The sequence below is a fragment of the Pseudomonas sp. 7SR1 genome (assembly GCF_900156465.1).
Classification (GTDB): domain Bacteria; phylum Pseudomonadota; class Gammaproteobacteria; order Pseudomonadales; family Pseudomonadaceae; genus Aquipseudomonas.
This window is the reverse complement of sequence record NZ_LT707064.1, coordinates 1450439-1474384: the sequence shown is the minus strand read 5'-3', so window position 1 is coordinate 1474384 and position 23946 is coordinate 1450439. Positions and strand designations below refer to the sequence as shown.

Below are 23946 nucleotides of genomic sequence, written 5' to 3'. Positions count from 1 at the left end.
GCTCGGTAGGCCGGTTTTTTTCATTGGGAAGCGTTTCGTGGCGAGGGCGCTTGCCGGCGATGAGGGCCAAAGAGGGTTGGGTCGGCTTACATCCGATGATGCTCCACCAGGAAATCCACGAACACCCGCACCCGCGCCGGCATCGCCGCACCGCCCACGAACACGGCATGGATCGGTTCCCTATCGCCGGGGTTCCAAGGCTCCAGCAGCGGTACCAGGTCGCCGCGCTGCAGATCCTCGGCCACGCTGAATTCGCCGATACGGGCGATGCCGGCGCCTACCCGGGCCAGTTGCGCCAGGGCCTCCCCACTGCTGCATTCGATATTGCCGCTGACCTTCAGGGAAAACGCTTTCCCGTTGCGGATGAACGGCCAGTTGGGTTCGGCGCGGCGGAAGTTGAAGCGCAGGCAGTTGTGGCTCAACAACTCTTCCGGCTCCTGAGGTGTGCCATGGCGCTCCAGGTACTGCGGCGAGGCCACCACCACCTGGCCGGTTTCACCGATCTTGCGTGCCGTCAGCGGGCTGTCGGGCAAATGGCCGAAGCGCACTGCCACGTCGGCCTGACCGGCGAGAATATCCACCACTTCGTCCCCCAGGCTGAGGTCGATGACGATATTCGGGTAGCGGGCACTGAACGCCGCCACCAGCGGAACGATGGTCTGCCGCCCGTGGCCGAGGGCCGCACTGACCCGCAGACGCCCCTTGGGTACGCCCTGGTCGGCAATGGCTTCTTCGACCTCGGCCATGTCGGCCAGGATCCGCCGGGCGGCGCGCAGGTAAGCCTCGCCCTCGATGGTGAACGTGATCGCCCGGGTCGTGCGCAACAGCAGGCGGGTGCCAAGCCGTTGCTCGGTGCGCGCGATGATCCGGCTGACCGCCGAGGGAGTCAGCCCCAGCGCTCGCGCCGCCGCCGAGAGGCTGCCTTCCTGGGCCACCGTGGCGAACACCGTCATTTCACCTGACCGGCCCTGAATGTCCATTTGTGCTCCTTGCGCATAAGTGTTTGTAGAAAAAGCGATCTACCGCCAGGAAATCCAGGATCGTAGCATCTGCGGCACAGATAAGGAGTCTTCCATGCAGATCAATCCTCCACTCGTCGCACTCGCTATCGGTGCCTTTGGCATCGGCGTCACCGAGTTCGCCCCTATGGGCATGTTGCCCGGCATCGCGGCGGACCTCGGCGTTTCCATTCCGGCGGCAGGCTTGCTCGTCAGTGCTTACGCCATGGGCGTGCTGCTGGGCGCGCCGCTGATGACCCTGACCACCGGCAGGGTCCCCCGGCGCTATCTGCTGATCGGGTTGATGGCCATATTCACCCTGGGCAACCTGATGTCGGCGCTGGCGACCGACTACTACAGCCTGCTGGCGGCCAGGGTGGTGACCTCGCTGAACCACGGCGCGTTCTTTGGCGTCGGCTCCATCGTCGCCGCCAGCGTGGTCGCCCCGGAAAAACGCGCAGGAGCGGTCGCCGCCATGTTCATGGGCCTGACCCTGGCGACCATCGGCGGCGTGCCGCTGGCCGCCTGGTTTGGCGATCTGTTCGGCTGGCGCACGGCCTTCTGGGGCATCACCGGTCTCGGCGTGCTGGCCATGGTCGCATTGTGGTTCGCCCTGCCCGATGTGCCCCTGCCGAAAAGCGGCGGCGCAGCGGCGGAAATCCGCGTGCTCGGCCGTGGCCCGGTACTGGCCGCGCTGGCCCTCACCGTGGTCGGCTCGGGGGCGATGTTCACCGTCTTCACTTACATTGCGCCGATCCTGAGCAGCGAGACCCACGCATCCACCGCCTTCATCACTGCCATGCTGGTGCTGTTTGGCGTGGGGCTGACACTGGGCAACATGTGGGGCGGCAGGGCGGCCGATCGTTCGATAGACCGCACCCTGATCGTTTCCCTGAGCGTGCTCATCGTCGTCTTGCTGGCGTTCACCGTCCTGATGCGCTGGTCGCTGCCGACCAGCGTGGCCATCCTGGTCTGGGGCATCGCCAGCTTCGCCCTGGTACCGCCCTTGCAGATGCGCGTGATGGAAGCCGCCAAGGACGCTCCCAACCTGGCCTCGGCGGTGAATATCGGGGCCTTCAATTTCGGCAACGCCATCGGCGCGGCCCTGGGTGGCGCGGTGATCAACGCCGGGCTGGGCTACCCGGCGATCCCCCTGGCCGGCGCGGCGATGGCGGGGGTGGGGCTGCTGATGGTGCTGGGTTTTGCCTGGCGTTCCAGAGGGGTTGAGGCTTCGGTGGTTTGATAGGGAAGGGGGCGGGTTTATTGATTGAAAGTAAATCTGTCCCGTTTTGTACTCAATCAGTTGAAGTCACCCAAAAACCGCTTGGGATCGTTTGATGTAGTCGAGGAAGTTGATCCAAGGGGTTTGCACACTTTCCATGTTGCAAACAGCAGGAATTTTCCAATTGCGCTTTTGCTTGTTCGCAGAAGGCTGAAACGCCTCATCCGTGACTAACTCGCAGCCATTGAGCTTCGCGGTCGCAATGATGTATAGATCGTTTTCATCGACCCCAGCACCGTATTTGTCTTCTTCGATCTCGAGCAATCCTTTTATACGAAAGGCTTCCAACAGGATCGCCTCGGTCACAGGCATCTTTTGCAGACCTGAATCCTTCAGCCAAGTCACGCACTCCGGGGCTTTGTGTCCAACCTCTTCGGCGGCAACCTCGGACATCCGAATCACCCCTTGCATCACTCGGTCCGCCATCCATGCCCAAAGACCCGGAAACTGCGCGATAGGGTAGTTATCCCATGCGTAAAGCATGGATGAGGCATCAAACACCTGCATAGAAGCGTTCCAGCTTGTGCAGGTCCGAGATCTTAAGGTTGTCGAGATAGCTGCTTGCCTTGGCGAGAGTGATACGACGAGCGTTCATGGCATCCAGCACTGTGCGGACGTAACCATCGCCGAAAATGTGCCGGGGTTCGCGATTGCGGTGCTCTCGGCTGCCACCCTCTTTTTCAGGCATCACTCGTTGCTGGCTCCACCGTCGGTATGCGGCATAGGCTTCGTTTGGCAAACGTCCGGCATCCATCAGGCGCCGTAGGATCATCTCGCCGCTCACACCCCACGCCCTGCGTTGTGGTTCCAGCCAGCCATCAAATTCGGCCGCCTCAACAGGGCGCTCATCGTCATGAATGCTTAATAGAAACCGATCGGGGACCAATAGATGGCCGGCAAAAGCATTCGCCTCTTGCTCTTCATCGTTCGCCGAATACAAATCCTCTTCATCGTCAATCGAGCTTGCACGATGAATAAGTAGGTGCCCCAACTCATGCATCAACGTGAAGCTTTGGCGGGTATCTGCATCTTGCTTTTTGATGACGATTACCGGGCAATCAGGATCGTAGAGCGAAAAACCGAGAATCGGGCTTTCTTTCGCAATCTGCCATTTACCGGTGTAGCCATTGCTGCGGAAGACCAACAGGCCGCGCGCTTCGATGGCCTTACGATAACTGTCGAAATTATTACGGTTCGCCAGCCCCAGCCATTCACGCACACGGTTGGCCGCGTCAGGAATGCTCAGGCCTGCCAGGTCGGGCGGCGAGAAGCGTACGACCTCTGTCGGATCAAGCTCCTCACGTAGTGCAAGGAACACTGCGCGTTGACGCTCCACTCGCTCAACCAGCAGCTTCAGGCGGTGCGAAAGTTCCGGTTTCTGATTGCTCAAGGTGCGGAACTGCGGCGAGTGCACCTTTGCCTCGTTGACCGGCCCTGGCTCCATGAAAAACAAGGTGCCTCGCCCGAAAAAGGCTGCCAGCTTACGCAACTGGTTGAAGGTCAGTCCCGTCTCGCCGGCCATCACTTTTTCAAAGCTGGCAGGTGCTATACCGATCTCACGGGCGAGCTCGTCCCGCGTCATACCGTGATCGGTACAACACCAGTCTATCCGCGCGAGATTGATTGATTGGATACGTTCCATGATTTGAGTATATAGACGGTGTGTACCGGTGAACATGAGCCACCAAAAAGCTAGCTGCCGAAAGCTGGATGCGGCCGGGCCTATGACTTTCCCGAGGGGAGCTAGCATGCCTGAGTGTCATCGATGCCGGCTCGGCCAGTGTTAAGGAAACGATAGAGTTCGAGGGCAGGGCTGAGAAGCCGGCGGATTCTGGTGCGGTTGTAGGCAAAGGCGCAAGGATATGTGGCTTGGAGGTGCGGTGGTCAGACCCCCAACCGACCCCGCCGCACCGCCATAATCTGCGGAATCTTCTCCTCGATCCAATTCACCATCACCTCAAGATGCTCCGCCGCCTCCCGCCCCAACGGCGTCAAGCGGTACTCCACATGCGGCGGCACCACCGGCAGCGACTTGCGGTTGACCAACCCATCCGCTTCAAGCTCCTGCAACGTCTGCGACAGCATCTTCTCACTGACCCCGCCGATCTTGCGGCGCAGCTCGCTGAAGCGGTGCATTCCGCTCAGCAGGATGACCAGCACCAGCACGCCCCAGCGGCTGGTCATGTGCTTGAGGACCTCCCGAGAAGGGCAGTCGGCGCTCAGTACATCGCCGCGTCGAACAGCGGCGCTGAACGACTCGGAATTTCCGGTGGCTGTGTCCACGATACTTACCTTTATGTACGTACTTACAAAAAGTTACCTTGGTCCCTAGGATGGCTTTTCGTCCTTTCCCCATCAAGGTATTTGTCATGATCGCCATCACCGGAGCCTCCGGCCAACTGGGCCGTCTCGTTATCCAGTCCCTGCTTGAACGCGTGCCAGCCGGGCAAATCGTCGCCCTGGTCCGAGACCCCGGCAAAGTCCAGGACCTGGCCGCACGGGGCGTGGTGGTACGCACCGCCGACTACAACCAGCCGGCCACATTGACTGCCGCGCTCAAAGGCGTCGATAAACTGCTGTTGATCTCCTCCAATGAACTGGGCAGCCGCGCCGCCCAACACCGCGCCGTGATCGATGCCGCCAAGGCCGCGGGTGTCTCGCTCCTGGCCTACACCAGCGTCCTGCACGCCGACATCTCCACCCTGGGCTTGGCCGCTGAACATCGCGATACCGAAGCCGCCCTGAAAACCTCGGGCGTGCCCCACGTCTTGCTGCGCAACGGCTGGTACACCGAAAACTACCTGGCGAACGTGCCGAGCGCCGTGGAACATGGCGTCCTGCTCGGCAGCGCCGGCGAGGGCCGCATCAGCTCCGCGCCCCGTGCCGACTACGCCCAAGCCGCAGCGGTGGTGCTGACTACTGAGGGGCAGGCGGGCAAAGTCTATGAACTGGCGGGGGATAGCAGCTACACCTTGACTGAGCTGGCTGCGTTGATCAGTGAGAAAACCGGTAAGCCGGTGGTTTATCAGAATTTGCCGCAGGCTGAGTTTGAGGGGGTGCTGGTCAGTGTGGGATTGCCGGCGGGGTTGGCGGCGTTGCTGGCGGATTCTGATGCGGCGGCGGAGAAGGGGGCGTTGTTTGATGAGAGTGGGGTGTTGGGGCGGTTGATTGGGCGGGGGACTGCTTCGGTTGCGGAGTCTTTAAGTTAAGCAGCCAAACCAAGGCCAGGACAATGGACACGCGTGCCGACCGACATCAACCGGCACGCAGTGCTGACGGCGCTATCCCCTTATTCCTGCAGATCTGTGCAAGACATCGCCTCAGCCCTTAGGTTGAATAGAACGTAAGTACGTTCTCATGTATTGCGGCGTCTTGAGTTATCAGTAAGAGGCTACAGCCGCCAAGCAGAGCATGTACTGGTTGTAAATCTTCAATTTGTGACCAGAACTCGTCGACCTTATCGCTCTCTCCGAACGGTTGAAATGCGATAGCGCTGCTAAATTTGGAGAGCCTTACCTGATCAGGTAAGCGCTCAAAAACATACCACTCATCAAAGCCCGGTGTGGGCAGCTGAGCGATATCCGTAATGATAGGGCTGATCGCCAAGTCACCTACACGTTGCCATCCGCTAGCAATCTCAGCAGCGCTAAGGTTATAGGGCCCGCTATCCGACGCAGCAATTGCCACATAACGGCCACGTACGAGCTGAGGAAGCTGGCGAATGAGTTCGCCCAGGTTAACGTCGTATCCATCGTTCCAATCAAGAGTGCTATAGCCGGCGTGCGTCCCGGTATGCAGTGCGGTTGCCATACATCTTCCTTTGAGGATCAGCGATGGACAAAAAGGGGATTTATTTTCTGAAAATAAATCTGTTCCCCTATTCCTAGTAAAAGTCGTAATAAAGCGCCCAGTCCCCAGTTTCGTTGTGCTTCCAGAACATCAGGCTCCCACTGTCGACCACATTCAGATTGATCTTCGCGTCCGATGAGATCTGGAACACAAACTCGAACCCTTCACCTGGATCAACACCCGACTGGCAAAACGAAGGGTAACCGCCGATTTTGTGTTCGTAGGTGTGGGTGATCAAGTCGTAATAGCTCTGTATCTCGCCCGCGCGTTCCAGCCTGAGGATTGCTTGCTCAAGGTCCTCCGGGACACCACCGCCATCCCACAGTGGAAAGTCCTCCGGCACCGCTTGTGCCGTCAGTGGGAAGGGTTTGAGGAATGTACCTGCCACCGGCAAAGACTTGCGCACCAACACATCGTCCGGCCCATATTCGCGGATGACCCAATTATTCCCCATCGGCTCAAAGTGCTCGGGGAACGGGTTTGAAATGAACACCGTCAATACACGAACTCCCGACAGCAGCGGGCTGTGGACTGGCAGGGCAGGCAGGTAAAACTGCGCATAGGGGAGCAACGGTTGCCCCGCCTGGTTGGTGGGTACATCTTCATCAGGCCGGAACAGGAAGACGTTGCCCAGCCAGCTTTCTTCATCGGTGCCGGCAGGACGAAAGCCGCCGGCAATGAGCTTCACGGCGGGGCGGGCTAGGCGTTGCTTGATTTCCTGGATGTCCATGGCGATGTAAACCTCCTTTTTACTACAGGCATTAAGGCAGCAGATTGGCAGTGTACGAGGGTGGATAGCAGCGCTTTTCTGCCCGAGCTAGGTCACATTAGTGTGCTTCACGGAATAAGAGGGTGGGCCTTCCTCTACTCCCCCGGGCCAATGACTTTCCCGAGGGCTCCTAGCGTACCTGAGTGTTATCGATACCGGCTCGGTCAGTGGTAAGGAAACGATAGAGTCCGAGGGCAAGGCTGCAAAGTCGGCGGATTCTGTCGGCAGTGGCTTTTTGACATATCACACTCCTAATCCATAATGCTCTAGATCGTTTCTTATCAAGGAGGAAAACATGAAACCATTTTTGCTACTTCACATTCTCGTTTTATTTATCTTGAGTGGCTGCCAATTAAAATCTGATGTTGTCAATGATGGCGGCGTAGTTGAACCCAATGCGGGCTATGGAGCAAATACAGGTGCAGTTGATAACGGTGAGCTAGGAGTTATTCGGCCAGCCGCTGATGGTGCTCATGGGTTGGTTAAGGTCCTATTTGCAACGAACAGAAAGCAACTAGACCCCGAACGCTGTACAGAGGCATATAGTGGCCGCCGGGGCAGCTTTGGAGATACCAAGTACGGGTATTGTATGGTCTCAATTCCGGTTGGGCATAAAGTTGGAGTGGTTGAGGAGAAAAGATGGTATCAGTTAAAGGAGGATCCTGATAAGCATGTGATGCTTTTGGGAGGACAGACGATCAGTAAACAAGAGTTTGATAAAATACTAAATTTGGGATTGGTTAATAAGTCGAATTCTACGCTACTCTTTGTGCATGGCTACAATGTCAGTTTTGCTGATGCAGCAAAGCGCACCGCACAAATGGCTTATGATCTGAACTTTTCCGGCGTTCCCTTATTTTTTAGCTGGCCAGCAAATGGGAAGGTACTCTCGTACGCTGCGGATGAGGCTAGTGTCGAATGGTCAGAGCCTGCACTGTACAACTTCCTTGTGGATCACCTTTCTAATCCCAAGATAGAAAAGACTTTTTTAATTGCTCACAGTATGGGGAATAGAGCAGTCTTGAGCTCATTGGCGCGTTTAAAACTTGAGCACCCAGATTTGCGCTACAAGCTGAAGGAGGTCGTCTTGGCTGCTCCAGATGTAGATTCTGAACAGTTTGTCGATATAATAATTCCGAAGATAGCTGACGTGAATGCTCCGATTACTTTGTACGCTTCAAGTAATGATAAGGCTTTGCTGACTTCAAAGATGCTTCACCATTACAAGCGCGCCGGGGATGTGCCAGAAATCATAAAAATATACAGTGGTATTGAATTTATTGATGCGAGCGCTGTTAAGACGGACTTTTTAAACCACTCTTATGTGTCGGAGTCTAGGTCTGTTATAGGCGATATTCTTAATTTATTTAGTGGAGACCGTCCAGATAGTAGAAGTGGTTTGCGCGTAAGGGCAGGCCAGGTAGGGCCATACTGGGAAATAAAGTAGTTGCTCTCAGAAAAACGTGGAAAGGCGCGGACGCTACTCTGATTAAAATATGAATCGGTGAGCTGGGTGTATTACGCGAACTCTAAAGAAGGGGGTATTATTCTGAAATAAATCTGAGAATCATCTGGCCGGCCTCCCCACCTCACAGAGGTGGCGCAAAATTCAAGGTGCGAACTTAGACTTTTGCTGAGGAGGCCGTGATGAAATTCTGTGGCATAGATCTGCATTCGAACAACAGCGTTGTGGTGGTAACCGACGAAGCGGACAGAGTCCTGATTAGCCGACGCTGTCCCAATGAGCTTAAGCCGATTCTCTCACTCCTCGAACCACACCGTGATGAGCTGGTTGGCGTGGTGGTTGAGTCAACGTACAACTGGTATTGGCTGGTCGACGGCCTTATGGCTGTGGGTTTTGACGTCAAATTGGCGAACCCGGTGGCAATGAAACGCTATGACGGTTTAAAGCATTCGGACGATAGGAATGATGCAGCATTCCTCGCGCATTTGCTGCGCCTAGGGATTCTGCCGACGGGCTATATTCATCCACCGCACGAACGAGCGCTACGAGATTTGGCGCGTAAACGAATTCAGTTGGTACGTACAAGAACCCAGCACATCCTGGCCGTTGAAAACATTGCGGCACGCCAGCTTGGGCATAGCTTCAGCTGTAATGAGGTCAAAGGCTTTTCGGCTACATCCGTTGACAGGCTGGGCCTGTCAACGGATGTAGCCTTGGCGATGAAGGCCAATGTTGCCGTTATCCAGGCGCTTGAGGTCCAAATCGCTGGCCTGGAGAGCGACTGCTTCAACAGGTCAAATTACGACCTGAGTATTCCTTGCTGAAAACGATGCCGGGGGTAGGTGAAGTGCTCGCGACGGTGATCATGCTGGAAACGGGTGATATCGGACGTTTTGCGCAGGTAGGTAACTTTGCTTCCTATGCTCGGTGCGTAGAAAGTGCCCATTACTCCAATGGTAAAAAGAAAGGTGAAGGCAACGCTAAAAACGGCAACGCTTACCTGATCTGGAGCTTCATTGAAGCGGCCAATTTTGCCCGGCGATTCAGCGAAGATGCCAAACGATTTTTCGAGAAAAAGAAAGCCAAGACAAATGGTGTGGTGGCGAGGCGGCACCAACGTTTCTCTGGGGCAGTTCACTGCCAGGGCGGTGCAAGATTTATCGCTACCGCTTGATCCATATGGGTGTCAGGCACGACTCGGTCGTAGCCATTGATGAGAAAACGAGTACGACAGGTTCAACCAGGCAGGTTGGGATAAGGGGGAACCCAGCAGTTAAAAGCTGCAGGGCAAGTTGGCTTTTAGCCTTGACTTGAGACCGGCTAATGGGAGTCCCCTTTTGAACAATTTTGTTACTAGTCGAACGGTTGCCATGCAGTTTCTGGCTCTTCATTTCCTTTGCTGAGGTTTGTTAGCTCCCAAGTCCTGCCACTTTGAGTATCCATCAGGAACGTGAATCTAGCGGCCAGCCCTGAAGTAAGTAAAACAAACCTGGGGCCATATGTGCTATCCACCTTAGGTAGGCCGATTACATTCATAGAATCCCACGCACTTCCTCCGGAAGCCGTCTTTACCAACTGTCCGATATTTCCAGTGTATCGATCCAAGCGAAAAGTCCATTTGGCTGCCAGCGGTGAATGAACTATTTCGAATCTTGCATTCTCTGGCGTGGTTGTCATTTGATGGAAACTCGGAGCGGCGTCTTGCGCGATAGCTAGGTGTGGTGCTTGCACTAGGTAAAGAATGGACAGATAGCGAAGAGGCTTTGTCATAAAGTCCACCGTGGATTCTTAGACTATGTTCGGCAGCCTGAGCATAGACCGCCACGACGTTCTTGCAACTTTCGGCAAGGCTTCGACGGGGCCAGCCATGGTGTCGGAAACTAAAAGCAGTAAAACCTGATAGCACATGCAGCTGGCGCGAAGCAGAATGTGAAACCCGTCCCAACTAGCTGCCGGTAAATTCCCATGGCTTTAAATAACCAAAACCCGACGCAAAACGTCGGGTTTTTTCATTGGAGAAAAAAATACTACTGCCGCGGCTCCACGTTATCCAACACCCGATTCGCCAACAACGAACCCAGCTCAATCAACTGCTGAATCCCCAGTGCCACATGACGCCGTGATCCATCCAGATCAAACGCCAGATCACTCACCATGGCATCAGCCGAAGCCAGCGTCTCACTGAGATTAGCGAGCAAGCATTCGTTATCGAGGCCTTTCACGACGGTGAATAGCTGGCCCGGTTTGGGGTCGTCTTGAGATTTTTCCGATTTCGGTAGCAGGTAGTGATCGAGCACACGTTTGGTGGTTTCGTCTTGCTGCTTGGCTTTGGATTTTGCGGATTGCGGGGTGGGGTCTGCATCTGGGGGATTTGGAGTTGCTTTGAACATTTTCACGTTTCCTTTGTTAGTAGGCCGCTACCGTCTCGCTACTAAACGAAAGGGAGGCAGCTGTGCGCAAGTTAGTAGACCGGTAGGAAAACGGAAAACCCGGCGCGCCCGAAGGCGCCATGCGCACAGCCACCATCAAGTGCGGGCAATGCCCGACTGATGAGACTCATGCGACCGTATCCTTAACCGGGCTACTAAACCCGACCACTGATGGGCAGTGGCAGGAAAACAATAGAACCCCGGGACAAGGCGCACAAGCGGGCGGATTCTGGCGTAGTTGTAGGCAAAGGCGCAAGGATGCGTAGCTTGGTGGAGGTGTGTAGGTGGGGGCTGTAGGAGCCGGGTTTACCGGCGATGCGGGAGACTTGTTTTGGTCTGGAACCGTGTCGATTCATCGCGAGCAAGCTCGCTCCCACAGGGATTGGGGGGCTGTTGCAGATGCTGTGTCGCCAACACCCGCTCCCACAGAGAGATTGGGGGCAGGAGGCCTCTCGCCCTGAACCCGGCCGCCGCGTTGTGCCATGTAGATCGCATTCAGCCTTTTGGGGGGCTGCTGTGAACTGGCCTAATGATTTTGGACACTTCAATCGGGCGCTATGATGGCGCTCAAATCTGAGGTGTTTGGCTATGCGTAAATCTTATTCCAGGGAATTCAAGCTCAAGGCTGCCAGCTTGGTGCTGGACGAGGGCCAGTCGGTCCCAGAGGTCTGTGCCAGTTTGGATATTGGCCCAACGGCCTTGCGCCGTTGGGTCGATCAGGTGCGTCAAGAACGCTTGGGCTCAACCCCGCAAGGGGCCAAGGCGATTACCGCCGATCAGCGAGAGATTCAGCGGCTCAAAGCGTTGCTCAGGCAAAAAGACCTGGACATTGAAATCCTAAAAAAGGCCAGTGCTCTCCTGCTTTTGGACTCCAAAGATCATTCTCGTTGATCGATGAGCTGGACGAGCAGTACGGCGTTAACAATTGCTGTCGGGCGTTTGGAGTCAACCGCAGCAGCTTTTACGCTTGGCGGCAGCGCCAAGGCAAGGTGAAGCCTGAGCGGGAGAAACTTAAAGCCGTGCTGGTCGAGCATCACAAGGAATCCAGAGCATCCGCGGGGGCTCGCACCCTTTCCAAGGAGCTGCAAGCAAAGGGGCATCGTGTCGGGCGACATATGGCTCGCAGTTTGATGCGTGAAGCCGGTGTTGCGAGTCGGCAGCGTCGACGGCACAAGTACAAATCTTCCGGTGTGGAAGCCCTGGTGACGCCGCACCTGCTCAAACGCAAGTTTGATGTCACGGCGATCAACCAGGTGTGGTGTGGCGATGTGACGTACATCAAGGTCGGCAATCGGTGGCTGTATTTTGCGGCTGTTCTGGATTTGTACGCTCGCCGGATCGTGGGCTGGTCTTTCTCGTTGATTTCTGACGCCGCGCTGACTTGCGAGGCACTGCGGATGGCGGTCGAGTTGCGAGGCCGCCCAAAGGGAGTGCTGTTTCATTCTGATCAAGGCTGCCAGTACACCAGCCATAAATTCAGGAATGAAATAAATAGGCACGGGCTTGTGCACAGCATGAGTCGTAAAGGTGAATGCTGGGACAACGCCCCAATGGAGCGTTTTTTTGGAAGCTTGAAGTCGGAGTGGGTGCCAGAGAATGGTTACAACTCGGAGCACGAAGCTCGTGTGGATATACAACGTTATGTGATGCGTTACAACAACGTCAGGCTCCATAGCTACAACGACTACCGGTCGCCGGTAGCTATGGAGAAACTGGCGGCGTGAAACCTTAACTGGTGTCCAGAATTACTTGACCAGTTCACTGCGCAACCCAGCGGGAGCAAGCTCCCTCGCCACAATGGATTTCATTGCCACAAGGGACTTCCTCACCACAAGGAATCGGCATGGTTTAGCTGAGCGGTGTGCCTCTGGAGGCGCTATTTGCGCTTCAGCATCTCCGGCAACTGCGCCACCAGCTTCTGATTATTCAACGGCGCGCGGATGAACCCGCGTTGCTTACCGTCCGGGCCGATGACGGCGAGGTTGCCGCTGTGATCCACCGTGTAGTTGGGCTTGCTGGTGTCCGCCGGGATGAAGGGAATGCTCACAGCGTTGGCGAGTTTTTGCAGGTCTTCGATGGATGAAGGGGTCAGGCCTTTGAACTGCGGGTCGAAGTAACCCAGGTACTGCTTGAGCTGCTTGGGCGTGTCGCGGTTCGGGTCGACGCTCACCAGTACGATCTGCAACTTGTCCACCGCCTCGGGCGGCAGCTCGCTCTTGATCTGGCGCAGTTGGGCGAGGGTGGTCGGGCAGATGTCCGGGCAGAAGGTGTAGCCGAAGAACAGCAGGCTCCATTTGCCCTTGAGCTCGTCCATCGCCACGGGCTGGCCGTCCTGGTCGGTCATTTTCACGTCCGGCAGGTTGCGGCTCTGGGGCAGCAGGATGATGCCGGCGTCGATCAACCCCGTCGGGTCGCCCTGGCCTTTGCCGGACAGCACCTTATTGATGGTCAGGCCCAGGATCAGTGCGATCACGGCCGCGAGGATGAAGACGGTTTTCTGGGTTCGGGTCATAGGCTCAACAATAGGTAGTGATCGACAAGCAGGGCGATGAACAGCAGGAACAAATAGTAGATAGAGTACTTGAACGTGTTGATCGCCGCGTGCGGCCGACTGCCACGGTACAACACCACGGCCCATTGCAGGAACCGGGCGCCGAGTACCAGGGCGCAAACCAGGTAGAGCAGGCCGCTCATCTGGATCACGAAGGGCATCAGGCTCACCGCCAGCAGCACCAGGGTGTACAGCAGGATATGCACTTTGGTGTAGTGCTCGCCATGGGTCACCGGCAGCATCGGGATATCGGCCTTGGCGTATTCCTCTTTGCGGTGGATCGCCAGGGCCCAGAAGTGCGGTGGGGTCCAGGCGAAGATGATCAATACCAGCAGCAGCGGCTCGGCACTGACATGCCCGGTGGCCGCCACCCAGCCCAGCAGCGGTGGCGCCGCGCCGGCCAGGCCGCCGATGACGATGTTCTGGGGCGTCGCCCGCTTGAGGAACCCGGTATAGACCACCGCATAACCCAGCAGCGAAGCCAGGGTCAGCCACGCCGTGAGCGGGTTGGTGAAGGCCAGCAGCAAGGCCTGTCCGGCCACCGCCAGGGCGAGGGCGAACGTCAGGGCCGCGGCCGGCGAGACCCGGCCTTCGGCCAGTGGTCGCTTGTGTGTACGGGCCATCACCGCATCGATGCGCCGGTCCACCACATGGTTCACCGCCGCCGCGCCGCCGGCACACAGGGCGATGCCCAGGTTGCCGAACACCAGCACCGTCCACGGTACGCCGGCGCGGGTGGCGAGGAACATGCCCACCAGGGAGGTGATCAGCATCAGCACCACGACCTTGGGTTTGGTCAGCTCCAGGTAATCGCGCCAGATCGCCTGGCTGTGGCGTTCACCGGTCAAGGTTGCCATGGCATCTCTCCTTTTATCGTGATGGGGGCGACGCCGTGTTTATGCGGGTTGAACCGCCAGCGCAGCGGGACCTGATGCTTGACCCGGACCAGGCTGGTGCGGGCGTGATAATTGACCAGCACCAGGGTCAGCAGCAGTGCGGCGCCCCCGGCGTTGTGGGCCACGGCCACCGGCAACGGCAAGTGGAACAGCACGTTGCTGATGCCCAGGGTGATCTGCGCCGCCAGGGCCGCCAGCACCAGGCCGGCCAGCCGGGTCATGCCGACGCTCTTCAACTGCCAGGCCAGGCCCAGCAGCACCAGCGTCACCAGCAACGCGCCGATGCGGTGGGTCAGGTGGATGGCGGTGCGGGCGTCGCTATCGAGTTGCCCGCCCAGGTAGTTCGGGCCGATGTGCTGGGTCAGGTGAAAGCCGTTGGCGAAGTCGGCCGGTGGCAGCCATTGGCCGTGGCAGGTGGGGAAATCGATGCAGGCCACGGCGGCGTAGTTGGAGCTGACCCAGCCGCCGAGGGCGATCTGGCCGATCACCAGCAGCAGCCCGGCGGTGGCCCAGTGTTGCAGGCGCTTGGGCACGGTCAGCGCCGGCAGTACGCCGGACAATCTCAAGGTGAGCAGGAACAGCAGGCTCAAGGTGGCGAACCCACCCAGCAGATGTCCGGTGACCACTTGGGGCCAGAGCTTCAGGGTCACGGTCCACATGCCGAACGCCGCCTGGGCGAACACCACCGCCAGCAGGAACAGCGGCAGCTTCAACGGCTGGCCGGGACGACGCCGGTCCATCCAGGCGCGGGCGGCCAGCACTGCGATCATCAACCCCAGCGCGCCGGCGAAATAACGATGGACCATCTCGTTCCAGCCCTTGTGGGCTTCCACCGGCGCGTCGGGAAAGTGCAGTTCGGCATGGGCCAGTTGGGCTTCGCTCTTGGGCACGCTGATGAAGCCGTAGCAACCGGGCCAGTCGGGGCAACCGAGGCCGGCGTGGGTCAGTCGGGTGTAGGCGCCCAGCAGTACGACGATCAGTGCCAGCAGTGTGGCAAACAGCGCGAGGCGAAATCCTGGTTTGGCCATGTCGATGCCCTCATCCGATGTTCGACAGTTTCAGCAGGTGTCGCAGGTCGTTGAGCAGGTCCTTGCCCTTGACCCGGGCGTCATAGCGCAGCACCAGGTTGCTGTGGGGATCGATGATCCACAGCTGGGCACCGCCGGAACCCTGGGCGCCTTTCTGATAGGCCGGCAGGTCCAGCGGGTAGCGTTGCAGTTGCGGGTATTCGCGCTGCAGCTGGGCGTCGTATTCGGCATCCAGCGGTTGGGCGGCCGCCAGGGCGTGGCTGGCGCGGGAGGCATCGCGGCCCAGGCCGATCTGCACCTGCCGGGCCAGGTACACCAGCTGCCGGCAGTCCACCGAACATTCCTGCGGCGCGGTGACGAGGATCTGCCAGCGCTGTTCGTCGGCCTGTACGCCGATTTCGGCGCGGGTCTGGCCGGTGCCGATCAGCTCGCCGTGGTAGCTGCGGCTTTCCGGTACCCAGAACTGGAATTTGTACATGCCGGTGGCCAGGATCATCGGACCGATCACCCCCAGCACGATCAACAGCAACTGCACGCGTCCTTTGCGCCGATTGCGCGCGGTGGCGGCCTCAGACGTGTTGGTTGGATTCATGGTGGTTCCCATGGTGTCTCCCTGCGTTATGCCATCCAAGATAAAGAAACAGGCCGAACAGCGCGGACGCCATGGCGAACCACTGCACGGCGTAGCCGAGGTGTTTTTCCGGCCCCATGGCCACCACCGGCCAATCGGTCCGGTAGGCGCCGGGGCCGCTTTGTTGCCGTAGTTCATAGGCGAAGCCGTGGCGATCCAGTTCGGCCCAGAGCTTGTCCGGTTCGATGGCGGTGACCAGTCGCGGCCACGGCGCATCCACCGGGTCGGCGTGGAGCTGGAAGGTGGCGCCCGGCGCGACGTAGACCCAGGCCTGCAGGCTCACCGGTTGTTCGGGGGTGCTGAAGACCGGTGGGGTGCGGCGGTCGGGCCAGGGCAGCCAGCCACGATTGACCAGCAGCCACTGTCCGCTCGCCTGGTCGAGAAAAGGTTGCAGCAACTCGACGCCCACCTTGCCGTCGTGCTGGCGGTTGTCCAGCAGGATGCTGTGGGCGGCGTCGAACTGGCCGTGCAGGCTGACCCTGCGAAAGGCCGGATCCTGGGTTTGCGGCAGTTCGACGCTGGCCATCGGCGGCGCCACCCGGCGCTCGGCATAAGTGTCCATGAGCACGCGTTTCTGTTCGCCCCGGCTCAGTTGCCAGAACCCCAGGCACACCATCACCGGTACCAGCACGGCCACCACCAGCGACGGCACGATGCCTGGCCGGAAGCCTTTCATGGCGCCGCCCCAAAGCTGTCGAACGAGATAGCTATACTCACGTGCATCGCGTCCCCCCGGAGTGTTCCTGATGCTCAAAGCAGCCATCGTCCTGATGCTGATTGCCACGATTGCCAGCCTGTTCAGTGGCCTGTTTTTTCTGGTCAAGGACGAAAGCGATTCCAATCGCCTGGTCATCGCCCTGGCGGTGCGGGTCGGCCTGGCCGCTGTCACCGTCGGCTTGATCGCCTGGGGTTTTTTCAGCGGCCAGTTGGTCTCTCACGCGCCTTGGTGACGGTGGTCTCAGAGCACGTAGACGAAGATGAACAGGCCGATCCACACCACATCGACGAAGTGCCAGTACCAACTCGCGGCCTCGAAGCCGAACTGGTGTTCGTTGTCGAAGTGCCCGCGCATGATGCGCATCAGCATCACGAACAGGATGATCGTGCCGATGGTGACGTGGGCGCCGTGAAAGCCGGTGAGCATGAAGAACGTCGCACCGTAGATCCCCGAACCCAGGGTCAGGCCCAGCTCTTTATAGGCGTGGATGTATTCCTCGGCCTGGAAGCCCAGGAACGCGCACCCCAGTAGCACGGTGATCGCCAGCCAGAGTTTCAACGCGCCGCGATGGCCTTTCTTCAGGGCATGGTGGGCGATGGTCACGGTGACGCTGGAGCTGACCAGCAACACGGTGTTGAGCAGCGGCAGGCCCCAGGGGCTGATCACGTCCTTGGGCGGCGGGAAGAGTTTCGGATCGGGGTTGTTCAAAAGCGGCCAGACGTATTCGAAGTTCGGCCAGAGCATCTCCGACAGGCCCTTGCTGCCTTCGCCGGCCAGGCCCGGCGCCGACACCATGCGCACATAGAACAGGGCGCCGAAGAACGCGATGAAGAACATCACTTCGGAAAAGATGAACCAGCTCATGCCCCAGCGGAACGAGCGGTCGAGCTGCGCGCTGTACAGGCCGGCGCGGCTTTCCTTGATGACCGCGCCGAACCAACCGAAGAGCATGTAGGCGAGCAACAGGCCACCGACGAAAAAGATCAGCGGGCCGTGGGAATCCGGGCGCGCGGCTTTCAGGTCGTTGAACCAGGTCGCCAGGCCATACACCGTGACGAACATCCCGACTGTGGCGATGATCGGCCACTTGCTCTGGGCCGGAACGTAATAGTGCTCATGAGTTGCCATTTATTGTTCTCCTTATCGGGCACGCTATCGGTCAGTGTTTACGGCCACCGGTGGATGACGAGCAGTGATGTCGAACAGCGTGTAGGACAGCGTCAGGTGCTTCACTTCCTTGGGCATTTCCCGGTCGACGATGAAGCGCATGGGCATTTCGATACGCTCGCCGGGTTGCAGCACTTGCTGGGTAAAACAGAAGCATTCGGTCTTGTGGAAATAGGCCGCCGCGTTGCTCGGTGAAATGCTCGGCACGGCCTGGGCACTCATTGGCCGGTCGGTGGGGTTGTGGGCCACGAAGACCATTTCGTTCACCGCCCCGGGCTTGACCACCAGCTCATCGCCCCTGGGGTAGAAGTCCCAGACCATGTCCACGGCGTTGGTCGACAGGAACTGCACGCGCACCTGCCGCGACTCGTCGACGGTCTGCTCGCCTTCGTACTGTCCGCCGGTCTTGCCGTTGATGCCGAACGCCTTGCACATCACGTCGTAGATCGGCACCAGGGCGAATCCGAAGACAAACATTGCCACCACCACCAGCAACAGCCGGGTGACCAGTTTTTTCAGTGAAATCGAATCAGCCATGATCCTCGTTCCTCATCCGTATTCCTGTGGGCGCGAGCTTGCTCGCGATGCAGGCGACGCGGTGTGCGAGGAAGACCGCTATCGCGAGCAAGCTCGCTCCCACAGGGGTTGCATGAGTCATCTCATTTCACTTCCGGCGGCGTGGTAAAGGTGTGATACGGCGCCGGCGACGGCACGCTCCATTCCAGTCCTTCGGCGCCATCCCACGGCTTGGCCGGTGCCGGCTCGCCGCCACGGATGGTCTTGATCACGATGAACAGGAAGAAGATCTGCGTGGTGCCGAACATGAACGCGCCGATGGACGAGACCATGTTGAAGTCGGCGAACTGCAGGTTGTAGTCGGGAATCCGCCGTGGCATGCCCGCCAGCCCCACGAAGTGCATCGGGAAGAAGGCCAGGTTCATGCCCACGAAGGACAGCCAGAAATGCAGCTTGCCGAGGGTTTCGTCGTACATGTGGCCGGTCCATTTCGGCAGCCAGTAGTAGGCCGAGGCGAAGATGCCGAAGATCGCACCGGGCACCAGCACGTAGTGGAAGTGGGCGACCACGAAGTAGGTGTCCTGGTACTGGAAGTCCGCCGGTGCGATGGCCAGCATCAGCCCGGAGAAACCACCGATGGAAAACAGGATCACGAACGCCACGGCAAAGAGCATCGGCGTCTCGAAGGTCAGCGAGCCTTGCCACATGGTGCTGGCCCAGTTGAACACCTTCACCCCGGTGGGCACGGCGATCAGCAGGGTGGCGTACATGAAGAACAGCTCGCCCACCAGCGGAATGCCCACCACGAACATGTGGTGCGCCCAGACGATGAACGACAGGAACGCAATGGCCGCCGTGGCGTAGACCATCGAGGTATAGCCGAACAGCGGCTTGCGGGCGAAGGCCGGGATGATCGAGCTGACGGCACCGAAGGCCGGCAGGATCATGATGTACACCTCGGGGTGGCCGAAGAACCAGAACACATGCTGGAACAGCACCGGATCACCGCCGCCGGCGGCACTGAAGAAGCTGGTGCCGAAGTGGATGTCCATCAGCATCATGGTCACGCAGCCGGCCAGCACCGGCATCACCGCGATCAGCAGGAACGCGGTGATCAGCCAGGTCCAGACGAACAGTGGCATCTTCATCAGGGTCATGCCGGGGGCGCGCAGATTGAGGATGGTGGCGATCACGTTGATCGCGCCCATGATCGAGCTGATCCCCATCAGGTGGATGGCGAAGATGAAGAACGTCACGCTTTCCGGTGCGTAGGTGGTGGACAGCGGCGCATAGAAGGTCCAGCCGAAGTTCGGCCCGCCCCCGGGGGTGAACAGGGTCGACACCAGCATCAGGAACGCCGCCGGCAGCAGCCAGAAGCTGAAGTTGTTCATGCGCGGCAGGGCCATGTCCGGCGCGCCGATCATCAGCGGGATCATCCAGTTGGCGAGGCCGACGAAGGCCGGCATCACCGCGCCGAAGACCATCACCAGGCCATGCATGGTGGTCATCTGGTTGAAGAATTCCGGCTGCACGATCTGCAGGCCGGGCTGGAACAGCTCGGCGCGGATCACCATGGCGAACGAGCCGCCCAGCAGGAACATGGAGAATGCGAACCACAGGTACAGCGTGCCGATATCCTTGTGGTTGGTGGTCAGTACCCAGCGCATCAGGCCCTTGGCGGGGCCGTGGGCGTGGTCGGCGCCGGCATGACCGTGGTCATCGATCACAGCACTCATGTCCTGTCTCCTTCGAACGAATGGGCTGGACGGCGCGGGGCAACGAGCCCCGCCCGGTTGCGGGAACACACGTCAGGCCGGCTCATTGGCTTTGCGCCTGTTTGAGTTCCAGCACTTCTTTGGGCGTCACCATGTCGCCCTTGTTGTTGCCCCAGGCGTTGCGTTCATAGGTCACGACCGCGGCGATATCGACTTCCGACAACTGTTTGCCGAACGCGGCCATGGAGGTGCCGGGTTTGCCGTGGAAGACAATGTTCAGGTGATCCTTGATCGGCCCGGTGGCGATCTTCGACCCCTTGAGCGCCGGGAACATCGGCGGCAATCCCTGGCCTTCAGCCTGGTGACAGGCCACGCAGGTGGTGTGGTAGACCTTGTCGCCACGTTCCTTGAGTTCTTCGAGGGTCCATTCCTTGCTGGTCAGCTCCTTGAGCTGCGCGGCTTCGGCCTTGCGTTCGCCCAGCCATTTTTCATAGTCGGGCTTGCTCTTGACCTCTACCACGATGGGCATGAAGCCGTGGTCCTTGCCGCACAGCTCGGCGCATTGGCCACGGTACAGGCCGGGCTTGTCGACGCGGGTCCAGGCTTCGTTGACGAAGCCGGGGATCGCATCGCGCTTGACCGCGAAGGCCGGCACCCACCAGGAGTGGATCACGTCGGCGGAGGTCACCAAAAAGCGCACCTTGGCATCGACCGGCAGCACCAGCGGCTTGTCGACCTCCAGCAGGTAGTGTTCGCCCTTGGCGCTCTGGTTATGGATCTGTTCGGTGGGGGTGGCCAGGTTGCTGAAGAACTCCACGTCCTGGCCCAGGTACTTGTAGTGCCATTTCCACTGATACCCGGTGATCTGGATGTCGATCTCCGATTCGCTGGAGTCGTACATCTTGATCAGCGTGGCGGTGGCGGGAACCGCCATGGCCACCAGGATCAGGAACGGCACGATGGTCCAGAGGATTTCGACGCGGGTGTTTTCGTGGAAGTGGGCCGCATTCTGGCCCGTCGAGCGGCGGTGCATCATCATCGACCAGAACATGGCCCCGAAGACGATGATGCCGATCACTACACAGATCCAGAAGATGGTCATGTGCAGGTCGAATACTGCATTGCTGATCTGTGTCGCTCCAGGCGCCATATTCACAGTCCAGGCCGCTTGTGCCTGGCTGAAAATCGAACACAACAGGAGGCCCATCCATACATGTGGATGTCGCATCATTGCGGGTTCCCCTTATCGTTCTTGTTATCCCGTAGGCGTCACGCCTTCGGCAAGGGAGCGGCTACATCAGACTACGAACTCATTGCGCCGTTGCCTTGCTGCCTAACATCGGGTTCATCAGCTAACTCCATTCCAACCCGAGTATAGACAGCGACTGCAACCTCGCAACGCGATGGCGTAAATCGCTTGAAACAGACGAGACTTGCGCCCGAGCCCGCGAATGGAGAAGGATGCGAACCTGAGTGATGGCAAATCGATATAGCGCCGATGCATCAAGCAAGGGGTATTTATGACAAATGGGTCTTAGGAGTGTTTTTACGCCAGCTAAGTTATGTCTTCCCTATTTCATTGCCTTTGTTTTCCTGGAGTTGTCATGAACACCGCCGCATTGCGCGAGCAGATCCAAAAAGCCCAACAACATGAAGCCGAGACCGGCCAGTTGACCCGTCAATTGACGGAGCAACTGCCGAACCTGCACCGTGCCATTCAATTGCCGGACGCGAACGCCAACGACGTCCTGGCGCGTTTTGTCGCCGCCTATATCGACGAAGTACCCGACCTGCTGGACGCCGCCAACGATGTCGCCAGGGAAGCGGGTATCGAGTCGCAGATCAAACCGGTACTGAAGATCGCCGAACAGTACTTCCTCCAGCCGCCGACCATCATGGCCGGGCACGTCGGGCTCGACAGCCTGCTGGACGAAGCCTACCTGGCGCACCGGTTTGTCGAAGAGGTCAACGACCTGTACATCAAGCATTTCGGCCAGCCACTGATCCCCTTGGACATGACGGTCGCCAATCTGATTGCTCACCAGCTGATCGGTGAGCAATTCGCCAACCAACTCGATGAAGTGGTGCATCACACGTTCGATGAGATGCTCAACGACGAGACGTTTGCACTGGAGTCGGTAGAGAGCTACCGCGAGAAGCTCAGCAGCCCGGAAACCGGCGCGGCCTGGAAGCGCTGGCCGTGCATGTCCCGGCGCCTGGGCGTGGGGCTGGAGTTGGACCAGCCGGCGGCTTGATCCATCAGGGCAACTTAAATCTTTGTGGGAACGAGCCTGCTCGCGATGGCATTGGACCAGCCACCTCGCAGCTGGCTGACACGTCGCTATCGCGAGCATGCTCGCTCCCACAGGATTTCCTGGGTGTCAGGCAGAAGCCGCGCCAACCCCCACGGTCGTGCGCAATCGCCCCTCCAGCCTGCGCTTGAGCCCGCGGGATTCGATCAGCAGCTTCGAACCCTTGCTGGCATTGGCCCGGCTCCATTCTTCGAGCAGTTCCAGGCAGGAGTGGTCGATGTAGCTCAGGTTGTTGAGCGGCACATGCACCGTCGCACCTTCTGGAATGGTGTTCAGCACCTGGGTCAGGGCTGGCACCTTGAGGAAGGTCGCCGCACCCACCAACCGCAGTTCCATCTCACCGTCCTGGGGCAAGTCGATCAGGCTGATTTTCAGGCGCGAGGCTTTCCAGGCCAGTTTCGCCAGGGTCAGGCCGAAACCGATCAGCACACCGGTCAGCAGGTCGGTGAAGATGATCGCCAACGCCGTCGCGGCGTAAACGAACATCGGCATCCGGCCGTAACGGCCCAGGCCGCGAAAGGCCTTGAGGTCCACCAGTTTGAAACCGGTGTACACCAGCACACCCGCCAGGCTCGCCACCGGAATGCTTTGCAGCACGCTGGATAGCAACAACACGAACAGCAGCAACCACAGGCCGTGGAAAATCGTCGACATCCGCGTGGTGGCGCCGGCCTGGACGTTGGCCGAGCTGCGCACGATCACGCCGGTCATCGGCAGGGCGCCGAGCAGGCCGCACAGCATGTTGCCGATACCTTGCGCCGACAGTTCCCGGTCGAAGTCGGCACGTTCACCGCTGTGCATGCGATCGACGGCGGCTGCTGACAGCAGGGTTTCGGCGCTGGCGATGAAGGCCACTGCGAATGCGGCGATCAGTACGGCGGGGTCGGCCAGGTTCAGCAGGTCCGCGGGGCGCAGCCAATCAATGGCTTCGGCCATGTTCGCCGGCACTTCCACACGCTTGACCTGCAAAGCCAGCAGCAGGCTGGCGACGGTCGCCAGGCCGACACCCAGCAAAGCACCGGGAATGAAGCGCAGGCTGTGGGGACGCAGTTTTTCCCACAGCCACATCACTGCAATCGTCAAGAGCCCGAGCAATCCGGCCTGCCAGCCGAAGGACGGCAACGCCTGGGCCACCGCGCCAGGGAACGCGGCCAGGTTATCCAGGCCCGACGGCTTGGGTGCCGCATCGAGCATCACATGGACCTGGGACAGCACGATCAGCACGCCGATACCCGCCAGCATCCCGTACACCACCGCCGGCGCCGTTACGCGGAACCAGCACCCCAGGCGAAAGCGCCCGGCCAGCAATTGCAGAAAACCGGCCAGCAGCAGGATCGGCCCGAGCATGCCTACGCCGTGTTGGCGCACCAGCTCGAAAACCAACACCGCCAGGCCCGCAGCCGGCCCGCTGACCTGCAGCTTGGAACCGGCGAGGAAACCCACCACCAGGCCACCGACGATACCGGTGATCAGCCCCTTGGCTGGCGGCAGGCCGGATGCGATGGCGATGCCCATGCACAACGGCAGCGCCACCAGAAACACAACCACGGAAGCCAATAGCTCCCGTGGCAGAACAGCTTTCAATTGAGCAGCACGCATGGCGACTCTCCCGCAGTTTTC

General features: G+C 59.1%; 25 protein-coding genes. 8 read left to right on the top strand and 17 right to left on the bottom strand.

Annotated elements, in window-relative coordinates; translation table 11 throughout:
* Positions 1–86 precede the first annotated feature (86 nt).
* On the bottom strand, positions 87–980 hold the full coding sequence (locus tag BW992_RS06670) for a LysR family transcriptional regulator (protein ID WP_076405836.1): 894 nt from the start codon (positions 978–980) through the stop codon (positions 87–89).
* A 94-nt stretch (positions 981–1074) separates the two neighbouring features.
* Here BW992_RS06670 and BW992_RS06665 point away from each other — a divergent pair, with 94 nt between their 5' ends.
* On the top strand, positions 1075–2241 hold the full coding sequence (locus BW992_RS06665) for an MFS transporter (RefSeq protein WP_076405834.1): 1167 nt from the start codon (positions 1075–1077) through the stop codon (positions 2239–2241).
* A gap of 66 nt (positions 2242–2307) precedes the next feature.
* On the opposite strand, the gene BW992_RS06660 is transcribed toward BW992_RS06665, so the two are convergent.
* The 3 genes from BW992_RS06660 to BW992_RS06650 form a co-directional block, all read right to left on the bottom strand.
* A complete protein-coding gene (locus BW992_RS06660) occupies positions 2308–2787 on the bottom strand; it encodes a DUF4411 family protein (protein WP_072432252.1) in 480 nt (159 codons plus the stop codon).
* The gene (locus BW992_RS06655) at positions 2774–3922 is read right to left on the bottom strand and encodes an ImmA/IrrE family metallo-endopeptidase (RefSeq protein WP_076407329.1); all 1149 of its coding nucleotides are present in this window, start codon (positions 3920–3922) and stop codon (positions 2774–2776) included. The genes BW992_RS06660 and BW992_RS06655 overlap by 14 nt, the downstream gene beginning before the upstream one ends.
* A gap of 242 nt (positions 3923–4164) precedes the next feature.
* Positions 4165–4563: a winged helix-turn-helix transcriptional regulator gene (locus tag BW992_RS06650; protein WP_072459512.1), complete on the bottom strand. Its 399-nt coding sequence runs from the start codon at positions 4561–4563 to the stop codon at positions 4165–4167.
* An 86-nt stretch (positions 4564–4649) separates the two neighbouring features.
* On the opposite strand from BW992_RS06650, the gene BW992_RS06645 reads away from it, so the two are divergent.
* A complete protein-coding gene (locus BW992_RS06645) occupies positions 4650–5489 on the top strand; it encodes an SDR family oxidoreductase (protein WP_076405832.1) in 840 nt (279 codons plus the stop codon).
* Between the two features lie 118 nt (positions 5490–5607).
* Here BW992_RS06645 and BW992_RS06640 read toward each other — a convergent pair whose 3' ends face one another.
* Together BW992_RS06640 and BW992_RS06635 are read right to left on the bottom strand one after the other, a co-directional pair.
* Positions 5608–6090: a hypothetical protein gene (locus BW992_RS06640; protein ID WP_072459510.1), complete on the bottom strand. Its 483-nt coding sequence runs from the start codon at positions 6088–6090 to the stop codon at positions 5608–5610.
* Positions 6091–6163: 73 nt separating this feature from the next.
* Positions 6164–6859, bottom strand: a complete 696-nt coding sequence (locus tag BW992_RS06635; RefSeq protein ID WP_076405830.1) for a DUF1963 domain-containing protein — start codon at positions 6857–6859, stop codon at positions 6164–6166.
* A 334-nt stretch (positions 6860–7193) separates the two neighbouring features.
* Here BW992_RS06635 and BW992_RS06630 point away from each other — a divergent pair, with 334 nt between their 5' ends.
* From BW992_RS06630 to BW992_RS27170, 3 genes are all read left to right on the top strand, one after another.
* Positions 7194–8345, top strand: coding sequence for an alpha/beta hydrolase (locus BW992_RS06630; RefSeq protein ID WP_083526390.1), 1152 nt, complete (start codon positions 7194–7196; stop codon positions 8343–8345).
* A 200-nt stretch (positions 8346–8545) separates the two neighbouring features.
* Entirely contained in the window at positions 8546–9187 is a 642-nt protein-coding gene (locus BW992_RS06625) for an IS110 family transposase (protein WP_231991109.1), read from the top strand.
* Entirely contained in the window at positions 9181–9537 is a 357-nt protein-coding gene (locus BW992_RS27170; protein ID WP_231991108.1) for an IS110 family transposase, read from the top strand. Before BW992_RS06625 ends, BW992_RS27170 begins: the two co-directional genes overlap by 7 nt.
* 853 nt (positions 9538–10390) lie before the next feature.
* Here BW992_RS27170 and BW992_RS06620 read toward each other — a convergent pair.
* Positions 10391–10753: a DUF6124 family protein gene (locus BW992_RS06620; RefSeq protein WP_072459507.1), complete on the bottom strand. Its 363-nt coding sequence runs from the start codon at positions 10751–10753 to the stop codon at positions 10391–10393.
* 627 nt (positions 10754–11380) lie between these two features.
* Here BW992_RS06620 and BW992_RS06610 point away from each other — a divergent pair.
* A protein-coding gene (locus BW992_RS06610) for an IS3 family transposase (protein WP_231991107.1) occupies positions 11381–12516 on the top strand; the annotation gives its coding sequence in 2 pieces (ribosomal slippage) (positions 11381–11630 and positions 11630–12516; 1137 coding nt in all).
* A gap of 152 nt (positions 12517–12668) precedes the next feature.
* Here the strand turns inward: BW992_RS06610 and BW992_RS06605 are convergent.
* From BW992_RS06605 to BW992_RS06585, 5 genes are read right to left on the bottom strand one after another with little or no spacing between them, the layout of a single operon-like run.
* On the bottom strand, positions 12669–13304 hold the full coding sequence (locus BW992_RS06605; protein WP_076405822.1) for an SCO family protein: 636 nt from the start codon (positions 13302–13304) through the stop codon (positions 12669–12671).
* The gene (gene cyoE, locus BW992_RS06600) at positions 13301–14200 is read right to left on the bottom strand and encodes a heme o synthase (protein WP_072398092.1); all 900 of its coding nucleotides are present in this window, start codon (positions 14198–14200) and stop codon (positions 13301–13303) included. Before cyoE ends, BW992_RS06605 begins: the two co-directional genes overlap by 4 nt.
* A complete protein-coding gene (locus BW992_RS06595) occupies positions 14188–15267 on the bottom strand; it encodes a COX15/CtaA family protein (RefSeq protein ID WP_072398090.1) in 1080 nt (359 codons plus the stop codon). Before BW992_RS06595 ends, cyoE begins: the two co-directional genes overlap by 13 nt.
* A 10-nt stretch (positions 15268–15277) precedes the next feature.
* Positions 15278–15871 (bottom strand): hypothetical protein, encoded by a 594-nt coding sequence (locus BW992_RS06590; protein ID WP_072398080.1) that lies wholly within the window; start codon positions 15869–15871, stop codon positions 15278–15280.
* Positions 15837–16574 (bottom strand): SURF1 family protein, encoded by a 738-nt coding sequence (locus BW992_RS06585; RefSeq protein WP_076405821.1) that lies wholly within the window; start codon positions 16572–16574, stop codon positions 15837–15839. Before BW992_RS06585 ends, BW992_RS06590 begins: the two co-directional genes overlap by 35 nt.
* A 70-nt stretch (positions 16575–16644) precedes the next feature.
* Here BW992_RS06585 and BW992_RS06580 point away from each other — a divergent pair, with 70 nt between their 5' ends.
* The gene (locus tag BW992_RS06580) at positions 16645–16848 is read left to right on the top strand and encodes a twin transmembrane helix small protein (RefSeq protein ID WP_072398076.1); all 204 of its coding nucleotides are present in this window, start codon (positions 16645–16647) and stop codon (positions 16846–16848) included.
* An 8-nt stretch (positions 16849–16856) separates the two neighbouring features.
* Here BW992_RS06580 and BW992_RS06575 read toward each other — a convergent pair whose 3' ends face one another.
* The 4 genes from BW992_RS06575 to coxB all read right to left on the bottom strand — a co-directional run bounded on the left by BW992_RS06575 (position 16857) and on the right by coxB (position 21245).
* Complete coding sequence (locus BW992_RS06575) at positions 16857–17744, bottom strand: cytochrome c oxidase subunit 3 (protein WP_053149528.1); 888 nt, start codon at positions 17742–17744, stop codon at positions 16857–16859.
* Positions 17745–17768: 24 nt separating this feature from the next.
* Positions 17769–18320, bottom strand: a complete 552-nt coding sequence (locus BW992_RS06570; RefSeq protein WP_072398074.1) for a cytochrome c oxidase assembly protein — start codon at positions 18318–18320, stop codon at positions 17769–17771.
* Positions 18321–18442: 122 nt separating this feature from the next.
* Positions 18443–20035, bottom strand: coding sequence for a cytochrome c oxidase subunit I (gene ctaD / locus BW992_RS06565; RefSeq protein ID WP_072398072.1), 1593 nt, complete (start codon positions 20033–20035; stop codon positions 18443–18445).
* Positions 20036–20117: 82 nt separating this feature from the next.
* On the bottom strand, positions 20118–21245 hold the full coding sequence (gene coxB, locus BW992_RS06560; protein ID WP_072398070.1) for a cytochrome c oxidase subunit II: 1128 nt from the start codon (positions 21243–21245) through the stop codon (positions 20118–20120).
* 373 nt (positions 21246–21618) lie between these two features.
* Between coxB and BW992_RS06555 the strand changes: the two genes are divergently transcribed.
* Complete coding sequence (locus BW992_RS06555; RefSeq protein WP_076405819.1) at positions 21619–22269, top strand: hypothetical protein; 651 nt, start codon at positions 21619–21621, stop codon at positions 22267–22269.
* A 126-nt stretch (positions 22270–22395) separates the two neighbouring features.
* On the opposite strand, the gene BW992_RS06550 is transcribed toward BW992_RS06555, so the two are convergent.
* Positions 22396–23925, bottom strand: a complete 1530-nt coding sequence (locus tag BW992_RS06550; RefSeq protein ID WP_076405817.1) for a SulP family inorganic anion transporter — start codon at positions 23923–23925, stop codon at positions 22396–22398.
* Positions 23926–23946 lie beyond the last annotated feature (21 nt).

Excerpts from the sequence above, each read along its gene's own strand:
- BW992_RS06655 (WP_076407329.1), bottom strand. The coding sequence starts at position 3,922 with ATGGAACGTATCCAATCAATCAATCTCGCGCGGATAGACTGGTGTTGT.
- BW992_RS06625 (WP_231991109.1), top strand. The coding sequence starts at position 8,546 with ATGAAATTCTGTGGCATAGATCTGCATTCGAACAACAGCGTTGTGGTG.
- BW992_RS06590 (WP_072398080.1), bottom strand. The coding sequence starts at position 15,871 with ATGGGAACCACCATGAATCCAACCAACACGTCTGAGGCCGCCACCGCG.
- BW992_RS06620 (WP_072459507.1), bottom strand. The coding sequence starts at position 10,753 with ATGTTCAAAGCAACTCCAAATCCCCCAGATGCAGACCCCACCCCGCAA.
- ctaD (WP_072398072.1), bottom strand. The coding sequence starts at position 20,035 with ATGAGTGCTGTGATCGATGACCACGGTCATGCCGGCGCCGACCACGCC.
- BW992_RS06585 (WP_076405821.1), bottom strand. The coding sequence starts at position 16,574 with ATGAAAGGCTTCCGGCCAGGCATCGTGCCGTCGCTGGTGGTGGCCGTG.
- cyoE (WP_072398092.1), bottom strand. The coding sequence starts at position 14,200 with ATGGCAACCTTGACCGGTGAACGCCACAGCCAGGCGATCTGGCGCGAT.
- BW992_RS06670 (WP_076405836.1), bottom strand. The coding sequence starts at position 980 with ATGGACATTCAGGGCCGGTCAGGTGAAATGACGGTGTTCGCCACGGTG.
- BW992_RS06645 (WP_076405832.1), top strand. The coding sequence starts at position 4,650 with ATGATCGCCATCACCGGAGCCTCCGGCCAACTGGGCCGTCTCGTTATC.
- BW992_RS06595 (WP_072398090.1), bottom strand. The coding sequence starts at position 15,267 with ATGGCCAAACCAGGATTTCGCCTCGCGCTGTTTGCCACACTGCTGGCA.
- BW992_RS06605 (WP_076405822.1), bottom strand. The coding sequence starts at position 13,304 with ATGACCCGAACCCAGAAAACCGTCTTCATCCTCGCGGCCGTGATCGCA.
- BW992_RS06550 (WP_076405817.1), bottom strand. The coding sequence starts at position 23,925 with ATGCGTGCTGCTCAATTGAAAGCTGTTCTGCCACGGGAGCTATTGGCT.
- BW992_RS06640 (WP_072459510.1), bottom strand. The coding sequence starts at position 6,090 with ATGGCAACCGCACTGCATACCGGGACGCACGCCGGCTATAGCACTCTT.
- BW992_RS06660 (WP_072432252.1), bottom strand. The coding sequence starts at position 2,787 with ATGCAGGTGTTTGATGCCTCATCCATGCTTTACGCATGGGATAACTAC.
- BW992_RS06575 (WP_053149528.1), bottom strand. The coding sequence starts at position 17,744 with ATGGCAACTCATGAGCACTATTACGTTCCGGCCCAGAGCAAGTGGCCG.
- BW992_RS06665 (WP_076405834.1), top strand. The coding sequence starts at position 1,075 with ATGCAGATCAATCCTCCACTCGTCGCACTCGCTATCGGTGCCTTTGGC.
- BW992_RS06570 (WP_072398074.1), bottom strand. The coding sequence starts at position 18,320 with ATGGCTGATTCGATTTCACTGAAAAAACTGGTCACCCGGCTGTTGCTG.
- BW992_RS06635 (WP_076405830.1), bottom strand. The coding sequence starts at position 6,859 with ATGGACATCCAGGAAATCAAGCAACGCCTAGCCCGCCCCGCCGTGAAG.
- BW992_RS06555 (WP_076405819.1), top strand. The coding sequence starts at position 21,619 with ATGAACACCGCCGCATTGCGCGAGCAGATCCAAAAAGCCCAACAACAT.
- coxB (WP_072398070.1), bottom strand. The coding sequence starts at position 21,245 with ATGATGCGACATCCACATGTATGGATGGGCCTCCTGTTGTGTTCGATT.
- BW992_RS06630 (WP_083526390.1), top strand. The coding sequence starts at position 7,194 with ATGAAACCATTTTTGCTACTTCACATTCTCGTTTTATTTATCTTGAGT.
- BW992_RS06580 (WP_072398076.1), top strand. The coding sequence starts at position 16,645 with ATGCTCAAAGCAGCCATCGTCCTGATGCTGATTGCCACGATTGCCAGC.